Annotated in this window: 14 protein-coding genes, 1 tRNA gene and 1 pseudogene; 7 read left to right on the forward strand and 9 right to left on the reverse strand. The window is 63.0% G+C overall.

What is annotated here, in order from left to right; all coding sequences use genetic code 11:
• Positions 1 to 256 precede the first annotated feature (256 nt).
• Together CBR61_RS14455 and CBR61_RS14460 are read left to right on the forward strand one after the other, a co-directional pair.
• A complete protein-coding gene (locus CBR61_RS14455) occupies positions 257 to 1,873 on the forward strand; it encodes an AAA family ATPase (protein WP_088915009.1) in 1,617 nt (538 codons plus the stop codon).
• Between the two features lie 25 nt (positions 1,874 to 1,898).
• Positions 1,899 to 2,732, forward strand: coding sequence for an HNH endonuclease (locus CBR61_RS14460; protein WP_157696626.1), 834 nt, complete (start codon positions 1,899 to 1,901; stop codon positions 2,730 to 2,732).
• A gap of 258 nt (positions 2,733 to 2,990) precedes the next feature.
• Here the strand turns inward: CBR61_RS14460 and CBR61_RS14465 are convergent, their stop codons facing one another.
• The 4 genes from CBR61_RS14465 to CBR61_RS14480 all read right to left on the reverse strand — a co-directional run bounded on the left by CBR61_RS14465 (position 2,991) and on the right by CBR61_RS14480 (position 9,399).
• The gene (locus CBR61_RS14465) at positions 2,991 to 3,722 is read right to left on the reverse strand and encodes an RES family NAD+ phosphorylase (protein ID WP_088915011.1); all 732 of its coding nucleotides are present in this window, start codon (positions 3,720 to 3,722) and stop codon (positions 2,991 to 2,993) included.
• A complete protein-coding gene (locus CBR61_RS14470) occupies positions 3,719 to 4,132 on the reverse strand; it encodes an MbcA/ParS/Xre antitoxin family protein (RefSeq protein ID WP_088915012.1) in 414 nt (137 codons plus the stop codon). The genes CBR61_RS14465 and CBR61_RS14470 overlap by 4 nt, the downstream gene beginning before the upstream one ends.
• A 53-nt stretch (positions 4,133 to 4,185) precedes the next feature.
• Positions 4,186 to 8,427 carry a bifunctional class I SAM-dependent methyltransferase/DEAD/DEAH box helicase gene (locus CBR61_RS14475; RefSeq protein ID WP_088915013.1) on the reverse strand — a complete coding sequence of 1,414 codons (4,242 nt, stop codon included), beginning with the start codon at positions 8,425 to 8,427 and terminating at the stop codon, positions 4,186 to 4,188.
• 75 nt (positions 8,428 to 8,502) lie between these two features.
• Positions 8,503 to 9,399, reverse strand: a complete 897-nt coding sequence (locus CBR61_RS14480) for a DUF7146 domain-containing protein (protein ID WP_088915014.1) — start codon at positions 9,397 to 9,399, stop codon at positions 8,503 to 8,505.
• 123 nt (positions 9,400 to 9,522) lie between these two features.
• Here CBR61_RS14480 and CBR61_RS14485 point away from each other — a divergent pair, with 123 nt between their 5' ends.
• On the forward strand, positions 9,523 to 10,185 hold the full coding sequence (locus tag CBR61_RS14485) for a lytic transglycosylase domain-containing protein (protein ID WP_088915644.1): 663 nt from the start codon (positions 9,523 to 9,525) through the stop codon (positions 10,183 to 10,185).
• Positions 10,186 to 10,261: 76 nt separating this feature from the next.
• Positions 10,262 to 10,399, forward strand: a pseudogene (locus tag CBR61_RS17320) (DUF5818 domain-containing protein); the annotation flags it as partial.
• Here the strand turns inward: CBR61_RS17320 and CBR61_RS14490 are convergent.
• Both CBR61_RS14490 and CBR61_RS14495 read right to left on the reverse strand, forming a co-directional pair.
• A complete protein-coding gene (locus tag CBR61_RS14490) occupies positions 10,396 to 11,682 on the reverse strand; it encodes a tyrosine-type recombinase/integrase (RefSeq protein WP_088915015.1) in 1,287 nt (428 codons plus the stop codon). The pseudogene CBR61_RS17320 and the gene CBR61_RS14490 sit on opposite strands and share 4 nt — an antisense overlap.
• 157 nt (positions 11,683 to 11,839) lie before the next feature.
• Positions 11,840 to 11,929 (reverse strand) — tRNA-Ser (locus CBR61_RS14495).
• A gap of 181 nt (positions 11,930 to 12,110) precedes the next feature.
• Here CBR61_RS14495 and hspQ point away from each other — a divergent pair.
• Positions 12,111 to 12,491, forward strand: coding sequence for a heat shock protein HspQ (hspQ, locus tag CBR61_RS14500; RefSeq protein WP_088915016.1), 381 nt, complete (start codon positions 12,111 to 12,113; stop codon positions 12,489 to 12,491).
• 120 nt (positions 12,492 to 12,611) lie between these two features.
• On the opposite strand, the gene CBR61_RS14505 is transcribed toward hspQ, so the two are convergent.
• A complete protein-coding gene (locus tag CBR61_RS14505) occupies positions 12,612 to 13,514 on the reverse strand; it encodes an ABC transporter permease (RefSeq protein ID WP_088915017.1) in 903 nt (300 codons plus the stop codon).
• Between the two features lie 84 nt (positions 13,515 to 13,598).
• Here CBR61_RS14505 and CBR61_RS14510 point away from each other — a divergent pair, with 84 nt between their 5' ends.
• Both CBR61_RS14510 and CBR61_RS14515 read left to right on the forward strand, forming a co-directional pair.
• On the forward strand, positions 13,599 to 14,306 hold the full coding sequence (locus tag CBR61_RS14510; protein ID WP_088915018.1) for a GcrA family cell cycle regulator: 708 nt from the start codon (positions 13,599 to 13,601) through the stop codon (positions 14,304 to 14,306).
• Positions 14,307 to 14,330: 24 nt separating this feature from the next.
• On the forward strand, positions 14,331 to 15,290 hold the full coding sequence (locus CBR61_RS14515; RefSeq protein ID WP_088915019.1) for a DUF481 domain-containing protein: 960 nt from the start codon (positions 14,331 to 14,333) through the stop codon (positions 15,288 to 15,290).
• Here the strand turns inward: CBR61_RS14515 and CBR61_RS14520 are convergent.
• Both CBR61_RS14520 and pnp read right to left on the reverse strand, forming a co-directional pair.
• Positions 15,278 to 15,958: a spermidine synthase gene (locus tag CBR61_RS14520; RefSeq protein ID WP_088915020.1), complete on the reverse strand. Its 681-nt coding sequence runs from the start codon at positions 15,956 to 15,958 to the stop codon at positions 15,278 to 15,280. The genes CBR61_RS14515 and CBR61_RS14520 overlap by 13 nt on opposite strands.
• 80 nt (positions 15,959 to 16,038) lie before the next feature.
• On the reverse strand, positions 16,039 to 18,327 hold the full coding sequence (gene pnp, locus CBR61_RS14525) for a polyribonucleotide nucleotidyltransferase (protein ID WP_088915021.1): 2,289 nt from the start codon (positions 18,325 to 18,327) through the stop codon (positions 16,039 to 16,041).
• Positions 18,328 to 18,354 lie beyond the last annotated feature (27 nt).

Below are 18,354 nucleotides of genomic sequence, written 5' to 3' on the forward strand. Positions count from 1 at the left end.
GCTGGTTCTGGCGTAAGTTGCTGTTCAAGGCTCGTTCGCCGAGCGACGCATTTTGGGGCGATTGCCGACCGTCGGCTGTCGGTGAGCAATCCGGCGCATCTGACCTTCTTTATCCGCTCAGTTCTGTGCGTCGTGCCTCGAATGCTATGCCTGAAGCGCTCAGGCCGAAATTCGCCTGCACGGCCAACCGGTGCTGACACACAACGTCAGAAGACCGCTTTGCTCAAAGATAGATGTTCCCTAGGATGCCGCGGTCATGACGAATTTCTCAGTCTTTCCCCCTAGCAAAGACGCGCCGCCCTCGTTTCGCGGCGTAGCTCTGCAGCAGGATCGCTGGAACGACTTCAACTTTATGACGCAGTACCACCTCTTTGTTACGATACCGGAGTTCAGCGGCCTGATCGGCACGCTAAAAATTCTGAAGCGTGGTCAGACGGAAAAAGATGGTCTGCAGCTAGAGGTCGGGCCGCTCGCTGCGCTCAGTGAGGACTTCGTCTCTCTTGGGCAGGATCTCGACTATTACGAGCGCTTGGCTGGATTGCCTGAAGGACTCAGGTCAGAGATTCTGACGTTTTTGCGCGACGCGCTGGCCTTTCCCGACCATGCGGAGACATTCTTCGGTGAGAAAGGTTGGGGCACCTCTGTCCTGCGCTATATCGAATGGAAGACGTTCCAGCGCGATGCCGGTGTCTTGTTGCAGCGGGACTATGATCGCGTAGCGCGCCTCGGCCTTGAAGCGTCGTTCCATGTGAAGGGTTGGGTCGATCCGTTCCAGTTAGATTTCAAGGCGCCAAACGATGCGGCCTTCTGGGGTGCGCCTGACAATGTCCTGCCAGACCGAATTGCGGTTCTCATTGGCCGCAACGGTTCCGGCAAGAGCACACTGCTGTTTCGGCTGGCTCGTGTCCTGCACGCATCCCAGCGTGAGCGAGCGAGAGAGGAGCTGACGACGTTAGGATCGATTGCCCCGCCTGGCATCGGCTTCACCCGCATCATCAATATTGCCTACAGCGCCTTCGACGAATTCCAGATTCCGGGCGTGGATCACCGCGAGCGCCTCCAGATCGTTGAGGATCTCGAGCGTGGCACTGGCCGCTACCACTATTGCGGCCTTCGCGACATTCCGGCGGAGGTGCGGCGGGCCGAGGGTGTTGGTGACGTCGATGGTGGACCAATCGAGCAACGCGACCTCGATCGCCAGGAAATGATCATCCTCAAGTCAAGCGAGAAGCTGGCGAATGAATTCGGGGGAATTGTCACCCGCATCAAAGATAGCGGGAAACAGGAACTCTTCGGGAAGGTCTGCCGCCTCCTGGCATCGGACACATCGCTATTCGACCTTGGCGCCGACCCGGCTGCGTCAGTTCTCGAACATGCCATAGCGTGGTTCAAGGTATGGAGCACAGGCCATAAGATCGTGATGCACGCCGTCGCGTCGCTCGTGGCTCATACCGAGCCTAAGTCCATCGTCCTGATCGATGAACCGGAAAGCCACCTTCACCCCCCACTGCTCGCGGCATTGATGCACGCTGTTCGGCTGATCCTGCGGCACAATGACGCGTTTGCCGTCATCGCCACGCATTCGCCTGTGGTGGTGCAGGAGACGCTGGCACGGCATATCTCAGTAATCCGACGTTCCGGCGCCGAGACCCGCATCTTTCCCTCGCGGATCGAAACCTATGGCGAGAGCATCGGCGAGATTACGAACGAGGTTTTCGGACTGACCGCAGACGCGACCGACTTTCATCACGCCTTATCGAGACTGGTTGATGCAAACCTATCGCTAGAGACGATCGAAAGACTGTTCGATCGCGGGCTGAGTCTCCAGGCACGTGCATTCGTGATGACGCGCATAGCCGAGCGGAAGGGCTGATATGTGGGTTATGCCACCCCAGGATTTGGGTGATCTCGACCAATCCCTGACGAGCGCGTTGACGCTGGCGAACGGCAATGCCGTGTACCCCCTCTCTGCGGTCGAGCGGGCGGCGATCCTCGCGGTATACGAGCTCTATGATGCGTTGCTCGGCCAGCCGGACGCGGCCCTGACACCCGCGGATCTGAATGCTGCGCGACCATACCTTCAGGCCGCCTACGATCAGGTCCAGATCGGAGGGCGGCTAGCAAGGCTGCGCGAGCGACTTTTGGCTTCCACCGACCAGTGTCCCTATTGCGGCTTTGGGGAACCGCGCGATCTCGATCACTATCTTCCGCGCAGCGTCTACGGCGATCTCGCAATCTATCCGCGCAATCTCGTGCCTAGCTGCAGCCCATGCAACAATGCCAAGCGCACCGTCGTGCCTGGCCTTGGCCCCGCCGAAGGCCCCGGACTAATCCACGCCTATTTTCAGGCCTTGCCGGACGCCGACTTCCTGAAAGCCGACGTAGCTTTCGTGGCGGGCGCATTGGAGGTTTGCTTCGAAATCGACGCGACGCAGTTGGATGCCGGACTGGCGGCAAAGCTTCAATTCCAGCTTGACCGCCTGAAGCTCAACGCGCGCTATCGCGGTCAGATCAACATATTTCTCTCCGAACAGCGCACCGCGATGCTCATGTTTAGGGAGCTCGAAGCCGCACTCTTCAGTCAATATCTCGTGAAGTGCGCCGGCGATCTGGCCGCGCGGTTCGGCCGGAATGACTGGCGCGTCGCATTGCTTCGCGCACTCTCAAGCAATGCTGATTTCTGCGCAGCGCCGCAGGACTATCTTGGTAGTCAGCAGGCCGAGGCGGCTTGAACCTCCGCAAGAGGGCCAAGATCTTCCCGATGACCACGCAAGCGCTGGCCTGATCAGCAAAGGTAATCACTCGTCTTCATCGTAGTTTCCGCCGCAACGATGCCCCAGCTGTCTTTGCAACGGAATAAGTGCGCATAACTGTCGGTCCGTGTCGGAACGTTCCATAGGCAGCTAATGTTAGGAGCAGTGGTTCGCCCTAGCTGATCTGAACGGCCGCCTTTGGTCGAGAGCCGCCAAGGTTCATCATTCAATCGCCACTCAGCCAATGCTGGGCAAATCGACAACTCGGAAAACGGCTCCTGATCCGGCATCACGCACAAGATCAACGCGCGCGCCGTCCCAGTGATAGTCGAGGTGTCGCCCCTGCAGGGGATTTGACGCGCAGTCCGGGTATAAGAGCGCAACGCATTCTCCACCCGGATGCCGGACGCTTGGGAAGGCGATCCCGTCCGATCCCGCGCCCCTTAGTTGGTGCGCTAGCGATTGAGATGCGGCATAGCTATCGGGATCGAGCTCCGGAACCAGCTCACCCGCCAGAGCTCGGAGATCATGCAGATCTGCATCGACCGACATGATGATTTCGCGGAACTGCGAGGTCCATCCCGGCGCTTCCCGGGTTCGCGCCATGAAACGGGCATGATGGTGGATTGTCTCGAACAGCGCAGTTTCGAACCGATCCCCGACGTAGAGAACACCGTAACTGCCATCGGTAAAGCGGCTTGGCCGGTCGGTGCTGATGTGGGTGAATGGCGCCATGAGATAGGAGGCGCCGTTGCCGCCAACGCGTCGATCAACCGGAACGAGGTCGATATTACCAATCGTCGCCATGATGCGAGGATTGGTCTTCTGCTCGGCCGAAATCAGCAGCGGCCAGTCCGCGGGATCGGCGATGTCCTCGAACAGGTCGATCGGCGGAAAGGCGCTGCGGATGATCCTGACAGCGCCCTTCCACTCAACTCTAGAAACGGGGATTTCTGCTGCTTCGCTCACCAGCCGCCGCGCTCAGCGTCGAGGTAGCGACGCACCCGCATGATGTCAGTGAGTTCACCTCCGAGCATCATATCGAGGGCGCTGGAGCCCCCGAACGCATCATTGGCCGCCCTAATCCAGGCATACCCGCGGGCAGCCTCCGTGAAGATGATCCGGAGCGCCTTATGGATGCCCATGAGGTTGGACAGACGCGCACGCCCATCGCGCGAAACGCGCCCGGGGCCTTCCGCCTTCCATCGGCGATAGGAGCGCACCGGCATGTCGAGCAGCGTTGCCGCCTGCTCGTCGGTCAGTTCCCATTTGCCGAACAGATTGAGGACTGCCCGGAACATGGCAGCTGCCTCGTCCTGCGTAATCGGATCGGGCCGGAAGGCGGTAACGGCAGTATCAACGGGTTGCAGAGCCAACATGGCAGTTCTCCATATGGCATCATATATTCCAGATAATGCCATTTGGCAAGGATCTATACCGATGATGCCAGTCTGGCAATCACGCTTGCGGCGCCTTCGATCGGCACGAAGAGCCGGGTCTGGTAGCGGATGACCTCGGTGAAGCAGCCTTGGGCCTTGTACCAGTCGAGGCGGGCTACGCTCCAACCGGTGAGCTCAATTCGCTGTGAGCCATTGACCAAGCTGCGTTTGACCATGAGCTGCTCGCGTCCCGCAAATTCCATAGCCCGGCCAGTAGCAAGAACGGTCTGCACGATTTCATCGGCGGAAAGAGTTTGCTCGCGTTCCAGACCCAGCGCTCGGCACAGTGCGGGCACACAATGGGCGGGAACCTCGCGGCCGAGGAGCGAACGGCCATCAGCTGCCGAGATGCGGCTCACCCTCACGAAATCCGAAGGGAGCTTGTCCCAGACCGGCAGCAGGAGGCCCGTCGCGAGATAGAGGCGCTCCCGCTTGTGGCTGGAACGGGCTTCTTCGACCTCGGTCACCCAGGAATTTTGAAAATCGTCGAGGGAAACATCGTCCCAGCTGCTCTCCGCCAGCTGATCTTCGGTGATGTGGCTGCGCTTGAGCGGACGCAGCAATTCGAAGCGAGTCACGCGCGTGCCGTCATCGGCAAGAATACTGCGAGCGGGGACCAGCAGGGCGACCCGACCAGAGCGGGCGTTCCGAACCGGTCGCTGCCGCTGCCCGGTGAGACCGTGGATCTCCTCGAGCCGCTTCAACGTAAGCGGCTTCAAGGCTCTGGCGATTTCCAGCTCCAGCAGATGGGTAGTCGCGCCCGATGCCGGATCGGTGCGCAGCAGCGTGTCGGACAGGACCGTGAAGTCCTCAACCGCGATGGTCTCCAGGCCGAGATCGAGTGTGCCGGCCTGCCGGGCGGCATCGATGCGCGCTTCGACCAGTCCCATGAACTCATCGAAGATCGCGTTCTGCAGGGCAATGGGAAGCGCCAGGATGCGGTTGAGCCAGCGTTGGATCGACGGCAGGTCATCGACCATCGAACCATCAGGCGCTTCGATCCGCAGCCCCGTCAGTTCCTGAAAGCGCCCGAGGCTGACGGCTTCGAGCTTGCCTGTGAACAAGAGGCCGAACCAGCGGTGGAGAGCCTCCTTGGCGTAGATGCTTTCGAGATTGTCGGCCGGATCGAAGAGGTTCTGGCCACCGGTCTGGCGCTGCCCGCGCGTCAGAGCGCCCAAGCTGTCGAGGCGGCGGGCGATGGTCGAAATAAACCGCCGCTCGCCGCGCACATCGGTGGTCACGGGCCGGAACAACGGAGCCGATGCCTGATTGGTGCGATTGGTCCGCCCGAGCCCCTGGATTGCGGCGTCAGCCCGCCAGCCCGGCTCGAGCAGCAAGTGAACGCGGCGGGCCTGGTTCTTGGCTGCGAGATCGGCATGGTAGCTGCGCCCGGTTCCCCCGGCATCGGAGAAAACCAGGATGCGCTTGGCGCCGTCCATGAAGGCCTGGGTCTCGGCGACATTGGCGCGGGGCGACCGGGATTGGAGTTTCTGGCAACCACTGCGGTCGACGATGAGCCGGCGCGTCCGGCCGGTCACTTCCGCAACCTGGTCGACGCCGAAGCGTTCGATGATGGCATCAAGCGCAGTGGCGATCGGCGGCAAGGCGCAGAGCTGCTCGATCATCCGGTCGCGCGCAGCGAGTGCTGATCGGCACAGCACGGGCGCGCCGAGTTCGTCGCTCATCGGCTCGGAGCGAGGATTGCCATTTTCGTCGGTAAACACGGCCATCAGGCGAACGGGGAAGCTCTTGGCGAGATAGTCGATCACGTATTCCCGCGGGGAGAGGTCGATCTCGAGAGCTTCGCGTTCCTCGTCAGACAGGTCGGCCAGTCGCCGGTCGAGCATGGCCTCTGCCGTCGAGACGAGTTGCACGACAACGGCATGCCCATCGGCGATCGCCGTATCGATCGCGGGCAGCAAGCTGGGGAGCTTCATCGACAGAAGCAGCTGCGCGAAGAAGCGCTGCTTGGTCCCCTCGAAGATCGACAGCGCTGCGGACTTGGCACCCGAGTTGAGCGTCCCGCCGGTTTCGCCGTCGACGATGCGCGTGGCCTCCAGCGCTTCGCGCAGGTTAGCGTGGATGATGGCCCAGGCCTCGGCATAGGCATCGTAGACCGCGATCTGATCCTCGGTCAGGCAATGCTCGAGGATTTCATACTCGACACCGGCGAACGAAAGGGCCCGGGCCGTGTAGAGGCCGAGCGATTTGAGATCGCGCGCGACCAGTTCCATGGCTGCAATTCCGCCATCGCGAATATCGGCAACGAAGGCCTCACGATTGGCAAACGCGGTCTCCGGACCCCAGAGCCCAAGGCGCGTGGCATAGGCCAGGTTGTTGACGTCGGATGCGCCGGTGGCCGAGGCGTAGAGCACGCGTGCGCGAGGCAGGAGGTTCTGTAGGCGCACCCCGGCGATACCCTGCTCCGAGCCCTTGACCTTACCCCGCGATCCTTCGCCGCCAGCGGCATTTGCCATGGCATGCGCTTCGTCGAACACGATAACGCCGTCGAAATCTTCACCGGCCCAGGCGAGGATCTGATCCAGCCGCGTTGCGTCGCTCCGGCCCGAACGTAGGGTTGGACAAGTGACGAAGAGAATCCCGTCGTGCATCGCAATCGGGGTGCCCAGCTTCCAGGACGCCAACGGCTGGATGTCGATCGGGAGACCGCCAAGCGCGGCCCAGTCGCGCCGGGCATCTTCCAGTAGCGCCTCGTTCTTCGAAATCCAGATATGGCGGCGCTCACCGCGCACCCAGCGATCGAGAATGACGCTCGCGACCTGGCGACCTTTACCAGCGCCGGTGCCGTCCCCAAGGAAGTAGCCCTGTCGGTAGACCTGACCTTCCGCCGAGGCCTTGAGCAAACAGCCTTTGTCCTCGGGCTCGAACCGGCCGGGAAGATCGCGCGCATGAGCGCTTGCAGCATAGATCAGGGTCTCTGCTTGGGCGGCCGACAGCAGTCCCTTGGCGATAAGCCCGTCAGGCAGCTGCGGCACCGCGTCGGGCTTGGGTGCCGAAATCGACCCCATGGCGACGGATTCGACGAGCGGCGTCGGATGCCCTGACGCGCCATCAATGACGATCCTGCTCGGGCGATAGGGCAGATAGTGGCCGACCTGAGGGGCAAGCGGTGCAGGGATTTCAAGAGACACGTAGGTCAGCGAACCGATGGCGGAGGCTGCCGGCGTAATCCTTGCTGGCGTCGGCAGCGGCCTGCGCGGCGCAGTAACCGGAAGGAACGGAGCACGAGCTGGAAGGTTCGACTTTTGGGGAGCGACCCTGAGGCTGGCGCGAGCCGGTAAAGCATCGACAAGTTCGGCCAGCTGGCGGAACACGTTCGTGCGGATAGCGACAGGCTCGTTGGGGCCTTGAAACTTGTCGAGAACCAGCAACCGCGTGGTGATCCCGGTGCCATTCTTGACGAACGCACGTTCGACCGCAACATTGAGCCGCAACGAAACTGGCCCCTTCATCCCTGCCAGAAACCGCGCACAGTCGAACCATTCAGGCATGATCGCGACAAGCCGCCCGCCGGGCGCAAGCCGGTTCCAGGCCGATCGCAGATGCCTCGCCCCGGTGCGCCCATCGTGGCCCCGCTCGATCCCGTGTGAATAGGGCGGGTTCATCAGCACGACGCTGGGACTGATGGCCGGATCGAGCAATTCGTCGATCAGCTCGGCATCATATCCGGTCACACGGGAAGCGGGGAACACAGCAGTCAGGCAGTCGCGGCGCAGCGGCGAGATTTCGTTGAGGGCAAGGCGCGAGCCGGCCTTGGCAGCCCAGACCGCGAGCATGCCCGTTCCGGCCGAGGGTTCGAGCACAAGCTCGCCAGTGGCCAGCGCGCAAGCCCGGGCAGCAAGCCAGGCAAGGCGCGGCGGCGTCGCAAACTGCTGCCATTCGATCTGCTCGTCGCTGCGATTGGTCTGGGTCGGAACTCGGGCATCGAGGCCGCAGAAGAACTGTTCGGCCTCGCCGATCGGACTCGTGAGCTGGATCTGATCTGATGCTTGCAGGTGTTGAACCTGCGCCAGCTCGAGCGCAGCGTGAGCATCACGGACTGACCATGTCCCGAGTGCATCGGTTCCGCCGAAGTGGTCCGTCATGGTGCGGTTGACGTCACTGCGCGAAATCGTGCGGCCTGCTGCAAACTGCGACGCCATTGCTTTGGCTGCTGTCACGACAAGCGGCGGAGATGGTGGATCGAATGCGAAAGCGAGGGAAGAGTTGGACATGGGAAACCTCCTGACGAGGTCCTGCGTCTCGCAGGCCTCAATCAGCCGAAGGCCCCCTCCCCTTTGGCTCGCTGATCAGGTTTTCCGAGCGAGCCTCGCCTTGAGTTCATCGTTCCAGTCGAAACCGGTGGACGCTGGCGCTCGCGACTGGATCACCCGGGCGGGCTCAGAATATGCCCTTCGCGCGCGCTGATCTGCGAGCTCGCCTCCCTCATCATTGTCGATGAACAGGTAGAGCTCGCGCACGCCCTCTGGAATCGCGACGAGGCCGAACCGCTCGTTACCGAGCGTTGCCCAGCAAGGGACGCCAAACAGCTGCATGGCTGAAAGGGCGCTTTCGATACCTTCGGCAAGGCCCAACCGGCCCGCTGCTGGCGGGGCAAGTCTGACAGCACCACAGCCGAGGCCTCCCAATGCACGCTTGGGACGCTCGAAACCTGCCAACCTGCCGCTTCCGGAATCAAGGAAAGTCCGGTGCACCGCGATTACGCCGACGTCAGTTGTGACGGCCGCCAACATGGCCGGGAGGAATTGGACTGCACCGCGTGGCCCGAGCGGCGTTCGCTCGAGATAACGGAGCTGATCAGAGGCACGCAGAATCCCGCGCTGTGCGAGGTATACTTCGGCGGGGGTGCCGGGGATCGCCGTCGCAGAGTGCCACAACCGTCGTGCGTTGGAATTGAAGGCCTTTTTTTCCAATCGATCAGCGGCCACGGCGCCAGCGCTATCGAACAGGTCACGACTTCGAACACCCTGGCGGTCCAGTGCCGCAATGACCTCCTCGTTCGAGCATCCTGCGAAGCAATGAAACAGGATCGCTTTCCGACCCAGTGTCACGCTGAGCGAGGGAGTTCGGTCGTCATGCGCTGGGCAGCAGCACATGCCCTTGTTCTGACGCCATGTTCCACCCAGGCTTTCGACGATCGTGCGAGCGCGACGATCAAGGTGATGAGCATTAGTTTGTTGGGGCATCGACCCACTCCGTTTGATGTGCCCCTCACGCGCAGCCTCCGCTCTGCAGGCGCGCCAACTGATTTCCCTCCACGCTATGTTCTATATATGTTCTTAGCTGAGTCGGCCATCGAGGATCGAGCAATGACCCCAAAAATCCTGTTCTTCGCCAGCGCCTGCCTCACAACTGCGCTCGGCTTCCCGGTCAACGCGCAAGAAGAAGAGCGATCACCTGATCAGGAGGTATCCAGACATTCCGCTAGCGGCGTCCGGATCGCGGAGGCTTCAAACGGGTTCCAGCTGGTCGAACATGGACTATGGCGCACTCATGATGAGGCTACGCCCGCCAACTTCGATATCGGCGCCGCACCACGTGACGACCTTTCGCCCCGCTACAAGCATGCCGCCAGAACGAGCACGTCGAGCTTTCGGAGAGCGAGTTTTTTGCCCCACGTCTATGCAGCCGAAGCAAAGTACGCCTTGCCCCCGGGCTTGCTCGACGCGCTCGTCTGGACGGAATCCAGATACAATCCATTGGCCGTCAGCCGTGTCGGAGCAGCGGGCCTCGGCCAACTGATGCCGGCCACCGCCAGAGAGCTCGGCGTGGCCAACCGCTTCGATCCTGTTGCAAATATCGACGGTGCCGCCCGATATCTTCGGCAGATGCTGGATCGTTTCGGAGTGGTGCACCTCGCCTTGGCAGCCTACAACGCCGGGCCCGGAGCAGTCAGCAAAGCTGGCGGCATTCCGCGGAACGGCGAAACGCCAGCCTACGTGCGCAACGTGCTTCGGCGATGGAAGCTTTGACAGGGGACGGTTTACGGTGAGCACCCAGCGGAAACGCTTATCAGGTCGACTGACGAAATGAGCGCGAAGCCTCCTTCTCACGACTCCCGATGCGCAGACCTGGATCGTCGACGCGCTGGATGTCGACCAAACCCTCGTTGGCAAAAACGTCATCGTCGACGGCATTTCAACGGCGGCAGATCGCATCAAGGCCGACTGGATTGGGTGCGCCTAGCGTGCGGGAAGCCCCAATAGCTTCGACGGCTCTGGAAAGCCTTCGAACAACATCTTCGCCCACACCTCGGCGATTTCCCGGCGACGCTCAAGGAATGCCGCTCGATTGTAGGCACCTTCAGAGCCCGACACCCCTTCTGGAATGTGGGCAAGCATCAGATCTATGACCAGCCTGTCGCTCGCCGTTCCGTTCCTCTCGGCCCACTCATTCATGATCGTCGAGAATGATGCCCGCCAGCCATGCGGCACATGCCTGCCCTGATATCCGCAGCGGTTGTAGAAATAGCTCAGCGTATTTTCGCTCATCGGAACTCGGGCGCTCCGGTTGCTCGGGAATACAATGGGTCCCCGCCCGGTGAGCTGCTTGGCCGCCCGCAAGACAGCAACGGTCTCAGGCGCCAGTGGCACCAGGTGATCGAACTTCTCGTCCTGCTTCAAGTCATTTGCCAACTTCATGTGACCTGCAGGAACACGCCAAAGAGCCTCGGGGCACAGCCCGTCTCCATCCCAGTCGATGTTTTCGAACTCGCCCCATGCCATGCTTCTGATGGCCCCAAGTCTCTGAGCCGTCAGTGCCGCGAAACGCGATGCGAGCTTAGTGAGCGGCGAAGCCAGTTCCGCTTCCGTTTTGCGGATCATGTCGTGAAGCGCTTCGATGCTCACAATTGCAGGCCGCTTGCGTCCACGTGGTACGGGCTTGAGGGCTTTGCCCACCACAGCGGCCGGATCCCTCGCCGCAAGCCCTTCAGCAATCGCCTGCACGAAAACGGCTGACATGCGTTGGCGTACGCGATGAGCCGTCTCGATGGCCCCTCGCTTTTCAATCTTTCTGAGTACGGAAAGCACGATCGGCTCATCAAGCTCAGCGATTGGCAAGCCGCCGATCCACGGAAACACCTCCTTTTCCAAGCTGGAGATTACGTCCCTTGCGTGGACAGGCGTCCACCGATCTTCCTGAAGTGCAAACCAATTGCGCGCCACAACCTCGAAGGTGTTTGACGCTGACATAGCTCGCGCAATGGCTGCCTTCTTTGCTTCGAGACCGGGGTCCCTCCCTTCCGCAAGGAGCTTGCGAGCATCACACTTCCTGTCACGCGCTTCCTTCAGCGACAACTCGGGATAGGCACCCAAGATCAGCCGTCGCTCCTTCCCCGCAAAACGGTACTTTAGACGCCAGCTTCGACGGCCAGATTTGGCCACGAACAGATAGAGCCCTTCAGAATCGGAGAGCTTGTAATCCTTGTCCTTCGCCTTCGCTTGCCGGACTGCCATTTCGCTGAGCATCTGTGCCCCCAAAACTGCGTTTCGATGCCCCCAGAAATGCCCCCAATCGTTGCGGATGCATGCGGAAATATCGAAACAAATGCAGAACAATCTCTAGCACGAAATGGCCAAAAATCAAGGAAAACAGCGGTTTTTTGGACGCTTGCGGAAGGGTGACTGGCGGAGAGGGTGGGATTCGAACCCACGTTACCGTTGCCGGTAAACCGCATTTCGAGTGCGGCGCATTCGACCACTCTGCCACCTCTCCGCGAGGCCCGTCGCGCCCGTGAATGGGCCACCTGGTCGAAGGCGGCGGGCGGCGGGAAGCGCGCCCGTTAGCCCAAGCCGCAGGGCTTGCCAAGACCCGCTCGCACACAAAATGCGGGCATATCTCGCACCCGCGAAAGACCCGTGCTTGTTTTGCGCGATCAAAGGTCCATATTGCCCGCATGGAACGCGCAGAGTTCTTCTCGAGCCAGGCCGGTCGCACCATCATCGCGCCGCGCCAGACCCGCGCCCGCTTCGGCATCGGCGATGTGGTCCGTCACCGCCTGTTCGCCTTCAGGGGCGTGGTTTTCGACATCGATCCGGTCTTCGCCAATTCCGAGGAATGGTACCAGTCGATCCCCGAGGACATCCGCCCGCGGCGCGACCAGCCCTTCTACCACCTGCTCGCCGAGAACGAGGATTCGTCCTACGTCGCCTATGTGAGCCAGGGGAATCTCGTCGCCGATGCGGAAGGCGGGCCGGTGGATCACCCGACCGTGAGGCAGCTGTTCGAGAGCTTCAAGGACGGCCGCTACCGGATGCGGCGCTCGCTCACGCACTGATTTGTCTGCGCCGTCCCCTCGGGGACGGCATCCTCGCTATGCGCGCAGCGAAGCTGCGCCCGCTGCGGGCGGCCGTTCGGCCTTGCAGGCCTGCTGCCCGGAAACGAAATCATTGCAGCCTCAGCTTTTGAGCTTCCACCCGCTGCGCAACAGCGCGAAGACCGAGCCAGCCAGAACCGCGTTGAGCACCAGCAGGCCGCCCGCCGCCGCCAGCACCTGCCCCGCCCCGCCGATGTCGCTCGCTCCGAGGAACCCGTAGCGGAAGCCCGAGATCACATAGAAGAACGGGTTGAGGCGGCTCACGGTCTGGAACACGCCGTGAAGGTTCTCGATCACGTAGAAGGTGCCCGACAGCAGCGAGAGCGGCGCGATCACGAAATTGGAGACGGCCGCGTTGTGATCGAACTTCTCGGCCCAGACCGATGTGGCGAGACCGATCGTCGCCAGCATCAGCGATCCCATGAGGCCGAACCACACGACCGCCCAGGGATGCGCCATGCCGAGCGACACCCCCGGCCACAGCAGCATGGCCGCCGCGACCGCAAGGCCGACTGCCACTGCACGGGTGACCGCCGCCCCGAGGATCCCCGCCATCATCTCGCCCGGCGAAAGCGGCGGCATCAGGTAATCGATGATGGTGCCCTGGATCTTGCCCCCGAGCAGCGAGAAGCTGGAATTGGCGAAGGCGTTCTGCATCATCGCCATCACGATCAGCCCCGGCGCGACGAAGCTGGCGAAGGGCACGCCCAGCACCTCGCGCCCCTGCCGCCCCAGCGCGACGCTGAAGATCACCAGAAACAGCAGCGTGGTGAAGGCCGGAGCCCAGATCGTCTGCGTCTGGACCTTGAGAAAACGGCGGACCTCCTTCATATAGAGCGCCGAGAGCCCCACGCGATTGATCCCGGTGATGACGGGCTGGCCGCGCGGGGTGAACCGGATGCTCCCGCCGGTCTTGTCATCATCCGTCAATTCGGTCACGGGAGCGGCCTTGCCGGGCGGGTTTGCAGGAATGTCGTGGGCCATGGCCGAGGTGCCTAGGCCCGGGGCACGTTCCTGACAAGCACGCTCCACCCGGGCAGGCGCCGGACACAGGAACAGGTAGAACATATGAGCTGGACGGACGAGCGCATCGCAACGCTCAGGAAGATGTGGGAAGGCGGCGCGACTGCCAGCGAGATCGCCACCGAACTGGGCGGCGTGAGCCGCAACGCGGTGATCGGCAAGGCACACCGCCTCGGGCTGAAGGCACGTCCCTCGCCGGTCAAGGCGAACGAGAAGAAGAAGGCCGCGCCCGCCGTCAAGAAGCCCGCCCCGGCTGCGCCCGCGCGTCCTGCCGAGCCGACGGAAAGGGTCAGCCCTCCGGTCGAAGCGGCGGAGCGGCCCGCCCCGCGCCCGACAGCGCAGCCGGTGCGCAGCGAGGCTCCGGCAGACAGCGCCGCCCCCGCACAGGCCGCCGCCCCTGCGCCCGCCGCCGATCTGCCGAAGATCGTCTCGGTCGGCCCCGGCGGCTTCCTGCGTCAGGGCCCGGGCGACCAGCAGGCTCCGATCCCGCCGGCACCGCCGCGCCGCCTCGTGCCGGCCAAGCCCAGCCCGGAGATCGCGGGCAAGACCAGCCTGCTCGACCTGTCGGACAAGGTGTGCCGCTGGCCGATGGGCCATCCGGGCGAACCTGATTTCCATTTCTGCGGCGAGCCGGTGAACCCGGGCTTCCCCTATTGCGTCGAGCATTGCGGCCGCGCCTATCAGGCCCAGCTGCCGCGCGGCGTGCGCCGCCCGCCCCCGCCGCTGCCTTTCGGCGGTCCGCGGGTGCGCTGAACCGGCAGCTCAGGGAAATCGGCGATGACGGGATTGTCCGGCCGTCTCGGCGTGCTCGCTGCCGCCGCGCTGCTGGTGTCGCACGGCGCGGCCAGCGCGGCGCTGCCTGAAGCGGTGCGCGCGATGATCGATGCCGCGATCGCCACCGGCGACGAGGGCAAGGTGCGCACCGTGGCCGAGTTGGCGCGCGTCGCCAACCCGGCCGACGTGGCCGAGATCGATGCCATGCTCGCGGAGTTCGAGACGGCGGTCGCCGCGCGCAAGCAGGCAGAGGCCGAGGCAAAGTTGGCAAAGATCCGTTCGGCCGGCCTGTTCGACAACTGGTCGGGCAAGGGCGAATTCGGCGCCTTCCGTGCCACCGGCAACAGCTCGAACACCGGCATCACCACTGGCCTCGCCGTTTCGCGCAAGGGCATCGCCTGGCGCCACAACCTGACCGGGCGAGTCGATTACCAGCGCGCCAACGGGGTGACCACACGCGAGCAGTTCCTCGCCCGCTACGAGCCCAACGTGAAGATCTCCGACCGCTTCTACGCCTATGCGCTTGCGCAGTACGAGCGTGACCGGTTCCAGGGCTTTTCCGGGCGCTATGCGATCTCGGGCGGGATCGGCTACCAGGCGCTCAAGAAGGACGATGTGCAGCTCGCGCTCAAGGTCGGCCCCGCCTACCGGGTCACCGACTTCGTCGACGGGCGCGTCGAAAGCCGCATCGCGGGGCTGATCGGGGTCGATTTCGACTGGAGCATCACCGACCGCCTGAAGCTGACGCAGGACACCAATGCGGTGGCCGAGGCGGGGGGATCGGCAATCGCCATCATCGATTCGCGCAACACGACGCTCGACCTGATCACCGGCCTCAACGCCACGATCAGCAGCAAGCTGACGGCGCGTTTCTCCTATGCGATCGAATATGACAGCAATCCGCCGCCCGGAGCGGTGCAGACCGACACGCTGACCCGGGTGACGCTGGTCTACGACTTCTGAGCAAACCAGATGGTGTGATGCGCGCCCTTGTTGTTCGGGCGCGAACGGATACCGCGTTCCTCGACCTCGAGCCCTGCATCCTTCAGCCGCTTGCGGAACGCCGGATCGGGCGCGGCTGACCACACGGAGAGAATGCCGCCGGGCTTCAGCGCATCGCGCGCCTTGGCGAGCCCGGTGCGCGAATAGAGCCGGTTGTTGGCATCGCGCACCAGCCCGTCGGGGCCATTATCGACATCGAGCAGGATCGCGTCGAACTTGGCGCAAGTCCCGTCATTGGCATCATCGATCAGCGCGGCGACATCGCAGATCTTCAGATCGAGACGCGGGTCCGAGAGGCTCTCGCCCGTCAGCTCCGCCATCGGCCCCTTGGCCCATTCGACGATGCTTTCGGAAATCTCGGCGATGACGATCTGCGCCGTGTCGCCCATCCGCGCGGCGGCGGCGCGGTAGGTGAAGCCCATGCCGTAACCGCCAATCAGGATGCGCCCGTTCGGCTTGCCGAGCTTGTCGAGCGTGAGTTCGGCCAGCTGCTCCTCGGAAAAGCGCATGCGCGTGCTCATCAGCTCTTTGCGCCCGAGCACGATCATGAAATCGCGACCATGGCTGTAGAGTTCGAGGAGGACGCCGTCCTCGATCTGTGTCGTGTCGATCAGTTCGCGTTTGAGCATCGCTGCCCCCTAGCCGAGCCGCACACAAAAAACCCGCCGGAATTGCTCCCGGCGGGCTTTTGTTTGTCGCTCCCGGACGATCAGTCCTTCAGGAAGTCGGGAAGGCCAGCCGGACCGCTGTCGCGATCACGACCGCCACGGTCGCCGCCGCGGTCGCGGTCACGCCCGCCCCGGTCTCCGCCGCGTCCGCCCTTGGGCCCGCGACGGTCGCCGCGATCACCACGGTCACCGCGCGGTTCGCGCGGTTCGCGGGGCGGACGGGTGTCCTCCAGCTCTTCGCCGGTTTCCTGGTCGACCACGCGCATCGACAGGCGGACCTTGCCGCGGTTGTCGATCTCGAGGACCTTGACCTTCACTTCCATGCCTTCGGAGACGACATCGGTCGGCTTCTCGACACGCTCGTTCTTCATCTCGGAGACATGGACGAGACCGTCCTTGCCGCCCATGAAGTTCACGAAGGCGCCGAAATCGACGATGTTGACGACCTTGCCGGAGTAGATCTTGCCCACTTCCGGCTCCTCGACGATGCCGAGGATCCACCGCTTGGCGGCTTCGATCTCGTCGAGGTTCGAGGACGAGATCTTGATCACGCCTTCATCGTCGATGTCGACCTTGGCGCCGGTTTCGGCGACGATCTCGCGGATCACCTTGCCGCCGGTGCCGATGACGTCACGGATCTTCGACTTGTCGATCTGGATCGTCTCGATGCGCGGCGCGTGCTTGCTGACTTCGCTGCGGGCACCGGTCAGGGCCTTGGCCATCTCGCCGAGGATGTGCTGACGACCGGCCTTGGCCTGTTCCAGCGCCTTGGCCATGATCTCCTGCGTGATGCCGGCGACCTTGATGTCCATCTGCATCGTGGTGATGCCTTCGGCGGTCCCGGCAACCTTGAAGTCCATGTCGCCGAGGTGGTCTTCATCGCCCAGAATGTCCGAGAGGACGGCGAATTCGTCACCTTCGAGGATCAGGCCCATGGCGATGCCCGACACCGGCGCCTTGATCGGCACGCCCGCGTCCATCATCGACAGACACCCGCCGCAGACCGTCGCCATCGAGGACGAGCCGTTCGACTCGGTGATGTCCGACAGAACGCGGATGGTGTAGGGGAAGTCTTCCTTGCTCGGCAGCACGGGGTTGAGCGCGCGCCAGGCGAGCTTGCCGTGACCGACTTCGCGGCGACCCGGGGCGCCGAAGCGGCCCACTTCACCGACCGAATAGGGCGGGAAGTTGTAGTGCAGCATGAAGCTGGAATAGCTCAGGCCTTCCAGACCGTCGATCATCTGCTCGGAATCCTTGGTGCCGAGCGTGGTGGTGCAGATCGCCTGCGTCTCGCCGCGGGTGAACAGCGACGAGCCGTGGGTGCGCGGCAGGAAGCCGACGATCGCCTCGATCGGACGGACCTGATCGAGCTTGCGGCCGTCGATGCGCGAACCTTCCTTGAGGATGGCGGTGCGCACGATGTCCGCTTCCACCTTCTTCATGGTCTTGATCGCGACCATCTGGGTCTGCGGGGTTTCGTCGGCAAACGCCGCCTTGGCCTTGGCCCGCGCCTCGTTCAGCGCGTTGGAACGCGCCGACTTGTCGGTGAGCTTGTAGGCCGCGGCGATGTCTGCGCCGACCAGTTCCTTCAGCTTCGCCTTGATGTCGGCGGTGTTGTCGCTGACATCGATGTCCCACGGATCCTTGGCGGCCTTCTCGGCCAGCTCGACGATCGCGCCGATCACCTTGCGGATCTCGTCATGCGCGAACATCACCGCTCCGAGCATTTCGTCCTCGGTCAGTTCCTTGGCCTCGGATTCGACCATCATCACGGCCTTGTCGGTCGCGGCGACCACGAGGTCGAGACGGCCTTCGGCGAGAGCCTTGTCCTGCTTCGGGTTGAGGACATATTCGCCGTCGACATAACCGACGCGCGCAGCGCCGATCGGGCCCATGAAGGGCACGCCCGAGATGGTGAGCGCCGCCGACGCCGCGATCATCGCGACGATATCGGCCTCGGTCTCGCCGTCGAACGACAGGACCTGCGCGATCACGTTGATCTCGTTGTAGAAGCCTTCGGGGAAGAGCGGGCGGATCGGACGGTCGATCAGGCGGCTGGTGAGCGTTTCCTTCTCGGTCGCGCCGCGTTCACGCTTGAAGAAGCCGCCCGGGATGCGCCCGGCGGCCGAGAACTTTTCCTGATAGTGCACGGTGAGCGGGAAGAAGTCCTGCCCTTCCTTGACGCTCTTGGCGGCGGTCACGGCGCAGAGCACCACGGTTTCGCCATAGGTGGCCAGAACGGCGCCATCGGCCTGACGGGCAATACGCCCGGTTTCCAGAGTGAGGGTCTTTCCGCCCCACTCCAGCGATACGGTTTTCGTGTCGAACATTGGTTTTCCTTCTGACCCGCGCGGCCA

Source organism: Porphyrobacter sp. CACIAM 03H1, assembly GCF_002215495.1.
Taxonomy (GTDB): Bacteria; Pseudomonadota; Alphaproteobacteria; order Sphingomonadales; family Sphingomonadaceae; genus Erythrobacter.

Coding starts and splice junctions, on each gene's coding strand:
- CBR61_RS14455 (WP_088915009.1), top strand. CDS start 257: ATGACGAATTTCTCAGTCTTTCCCCCTAGCAAAGACGCGCCGCCCTCG.
- CBR61_RS14470 (WP_088915012.1), bottom strand. CDS start 4,132: ATGTTGGCTCTGCAACCCGTTGATACTGCCGTTACCGCCTTCCGGCCC.
- CBR61_RS14475 (WP_088915013.1), bottom strand. CDS start 8,427: ATGTCCAACTCTTCCCTCGCTTTCGCATTCGATCCACCATCTCCGCCG.
- CBR61_RS14480 (WP_088915014.1), bottom strand. CDS start 9,399: ATGCCCCAACAAACTAATGCTCATCACCTTGATCGTCGCGCTCGCACG.
- CBR61_RS14485 (WP_088915644.1), top strand. CDS start 9,523: ATGACCCCAAAAATCCTGTTCTTCGCCAGCGCCTGCCTCACAACTGCG.
- CBR61_RS14490 (WP_088915015.1), bottom strand. CDS start 11,682: ATGCTCAGCGAAATGGCAGTCCGGCAAGCGAAGGCGAAGGACAAGGAT.
- hspQ (WP_088915016.1), top strand. CDS start 12,111: ATGGAACGCGCAGAGTTCTTCTCGAGCCAGGCCGGTCGCACCATCATC.
- CBR61_RS14505 (WP_088915017.1), bottom strand. CDS start 13,514: ATGGCCCACGACATTCCTGCAAACCCGCCCGGCAAGGCCGCTCCCGTG.
- CBR61_RS14510 (WP_088915018.1), top strand. CDS start 13,599: ATGAGCTGGACGGACGAGCGCATCGCAACGCTCAGGAAGATGTGGGAA.
- CBR61_RS14515 (WP_088915019.1), top strand. CDS start 14,331: ATGACGGGATTGTCCGGCCGTCTCGGCGTGCTCGCTGCCGCCGCGCTG.
- CBR61_RS14520 (WP_088915020.1), bottom strand. CDS start 15,958: ATGCTCAAACGCGAACTGATCGACACGACACAGATCGAGGACGGCGTC.
- pnp (WP_088915021.1), bottom strand. CDS start 18,327: ATGTTCGACACGAAAACCGTATCGCTGGAGTGGGGCGGAAAGACCCTC.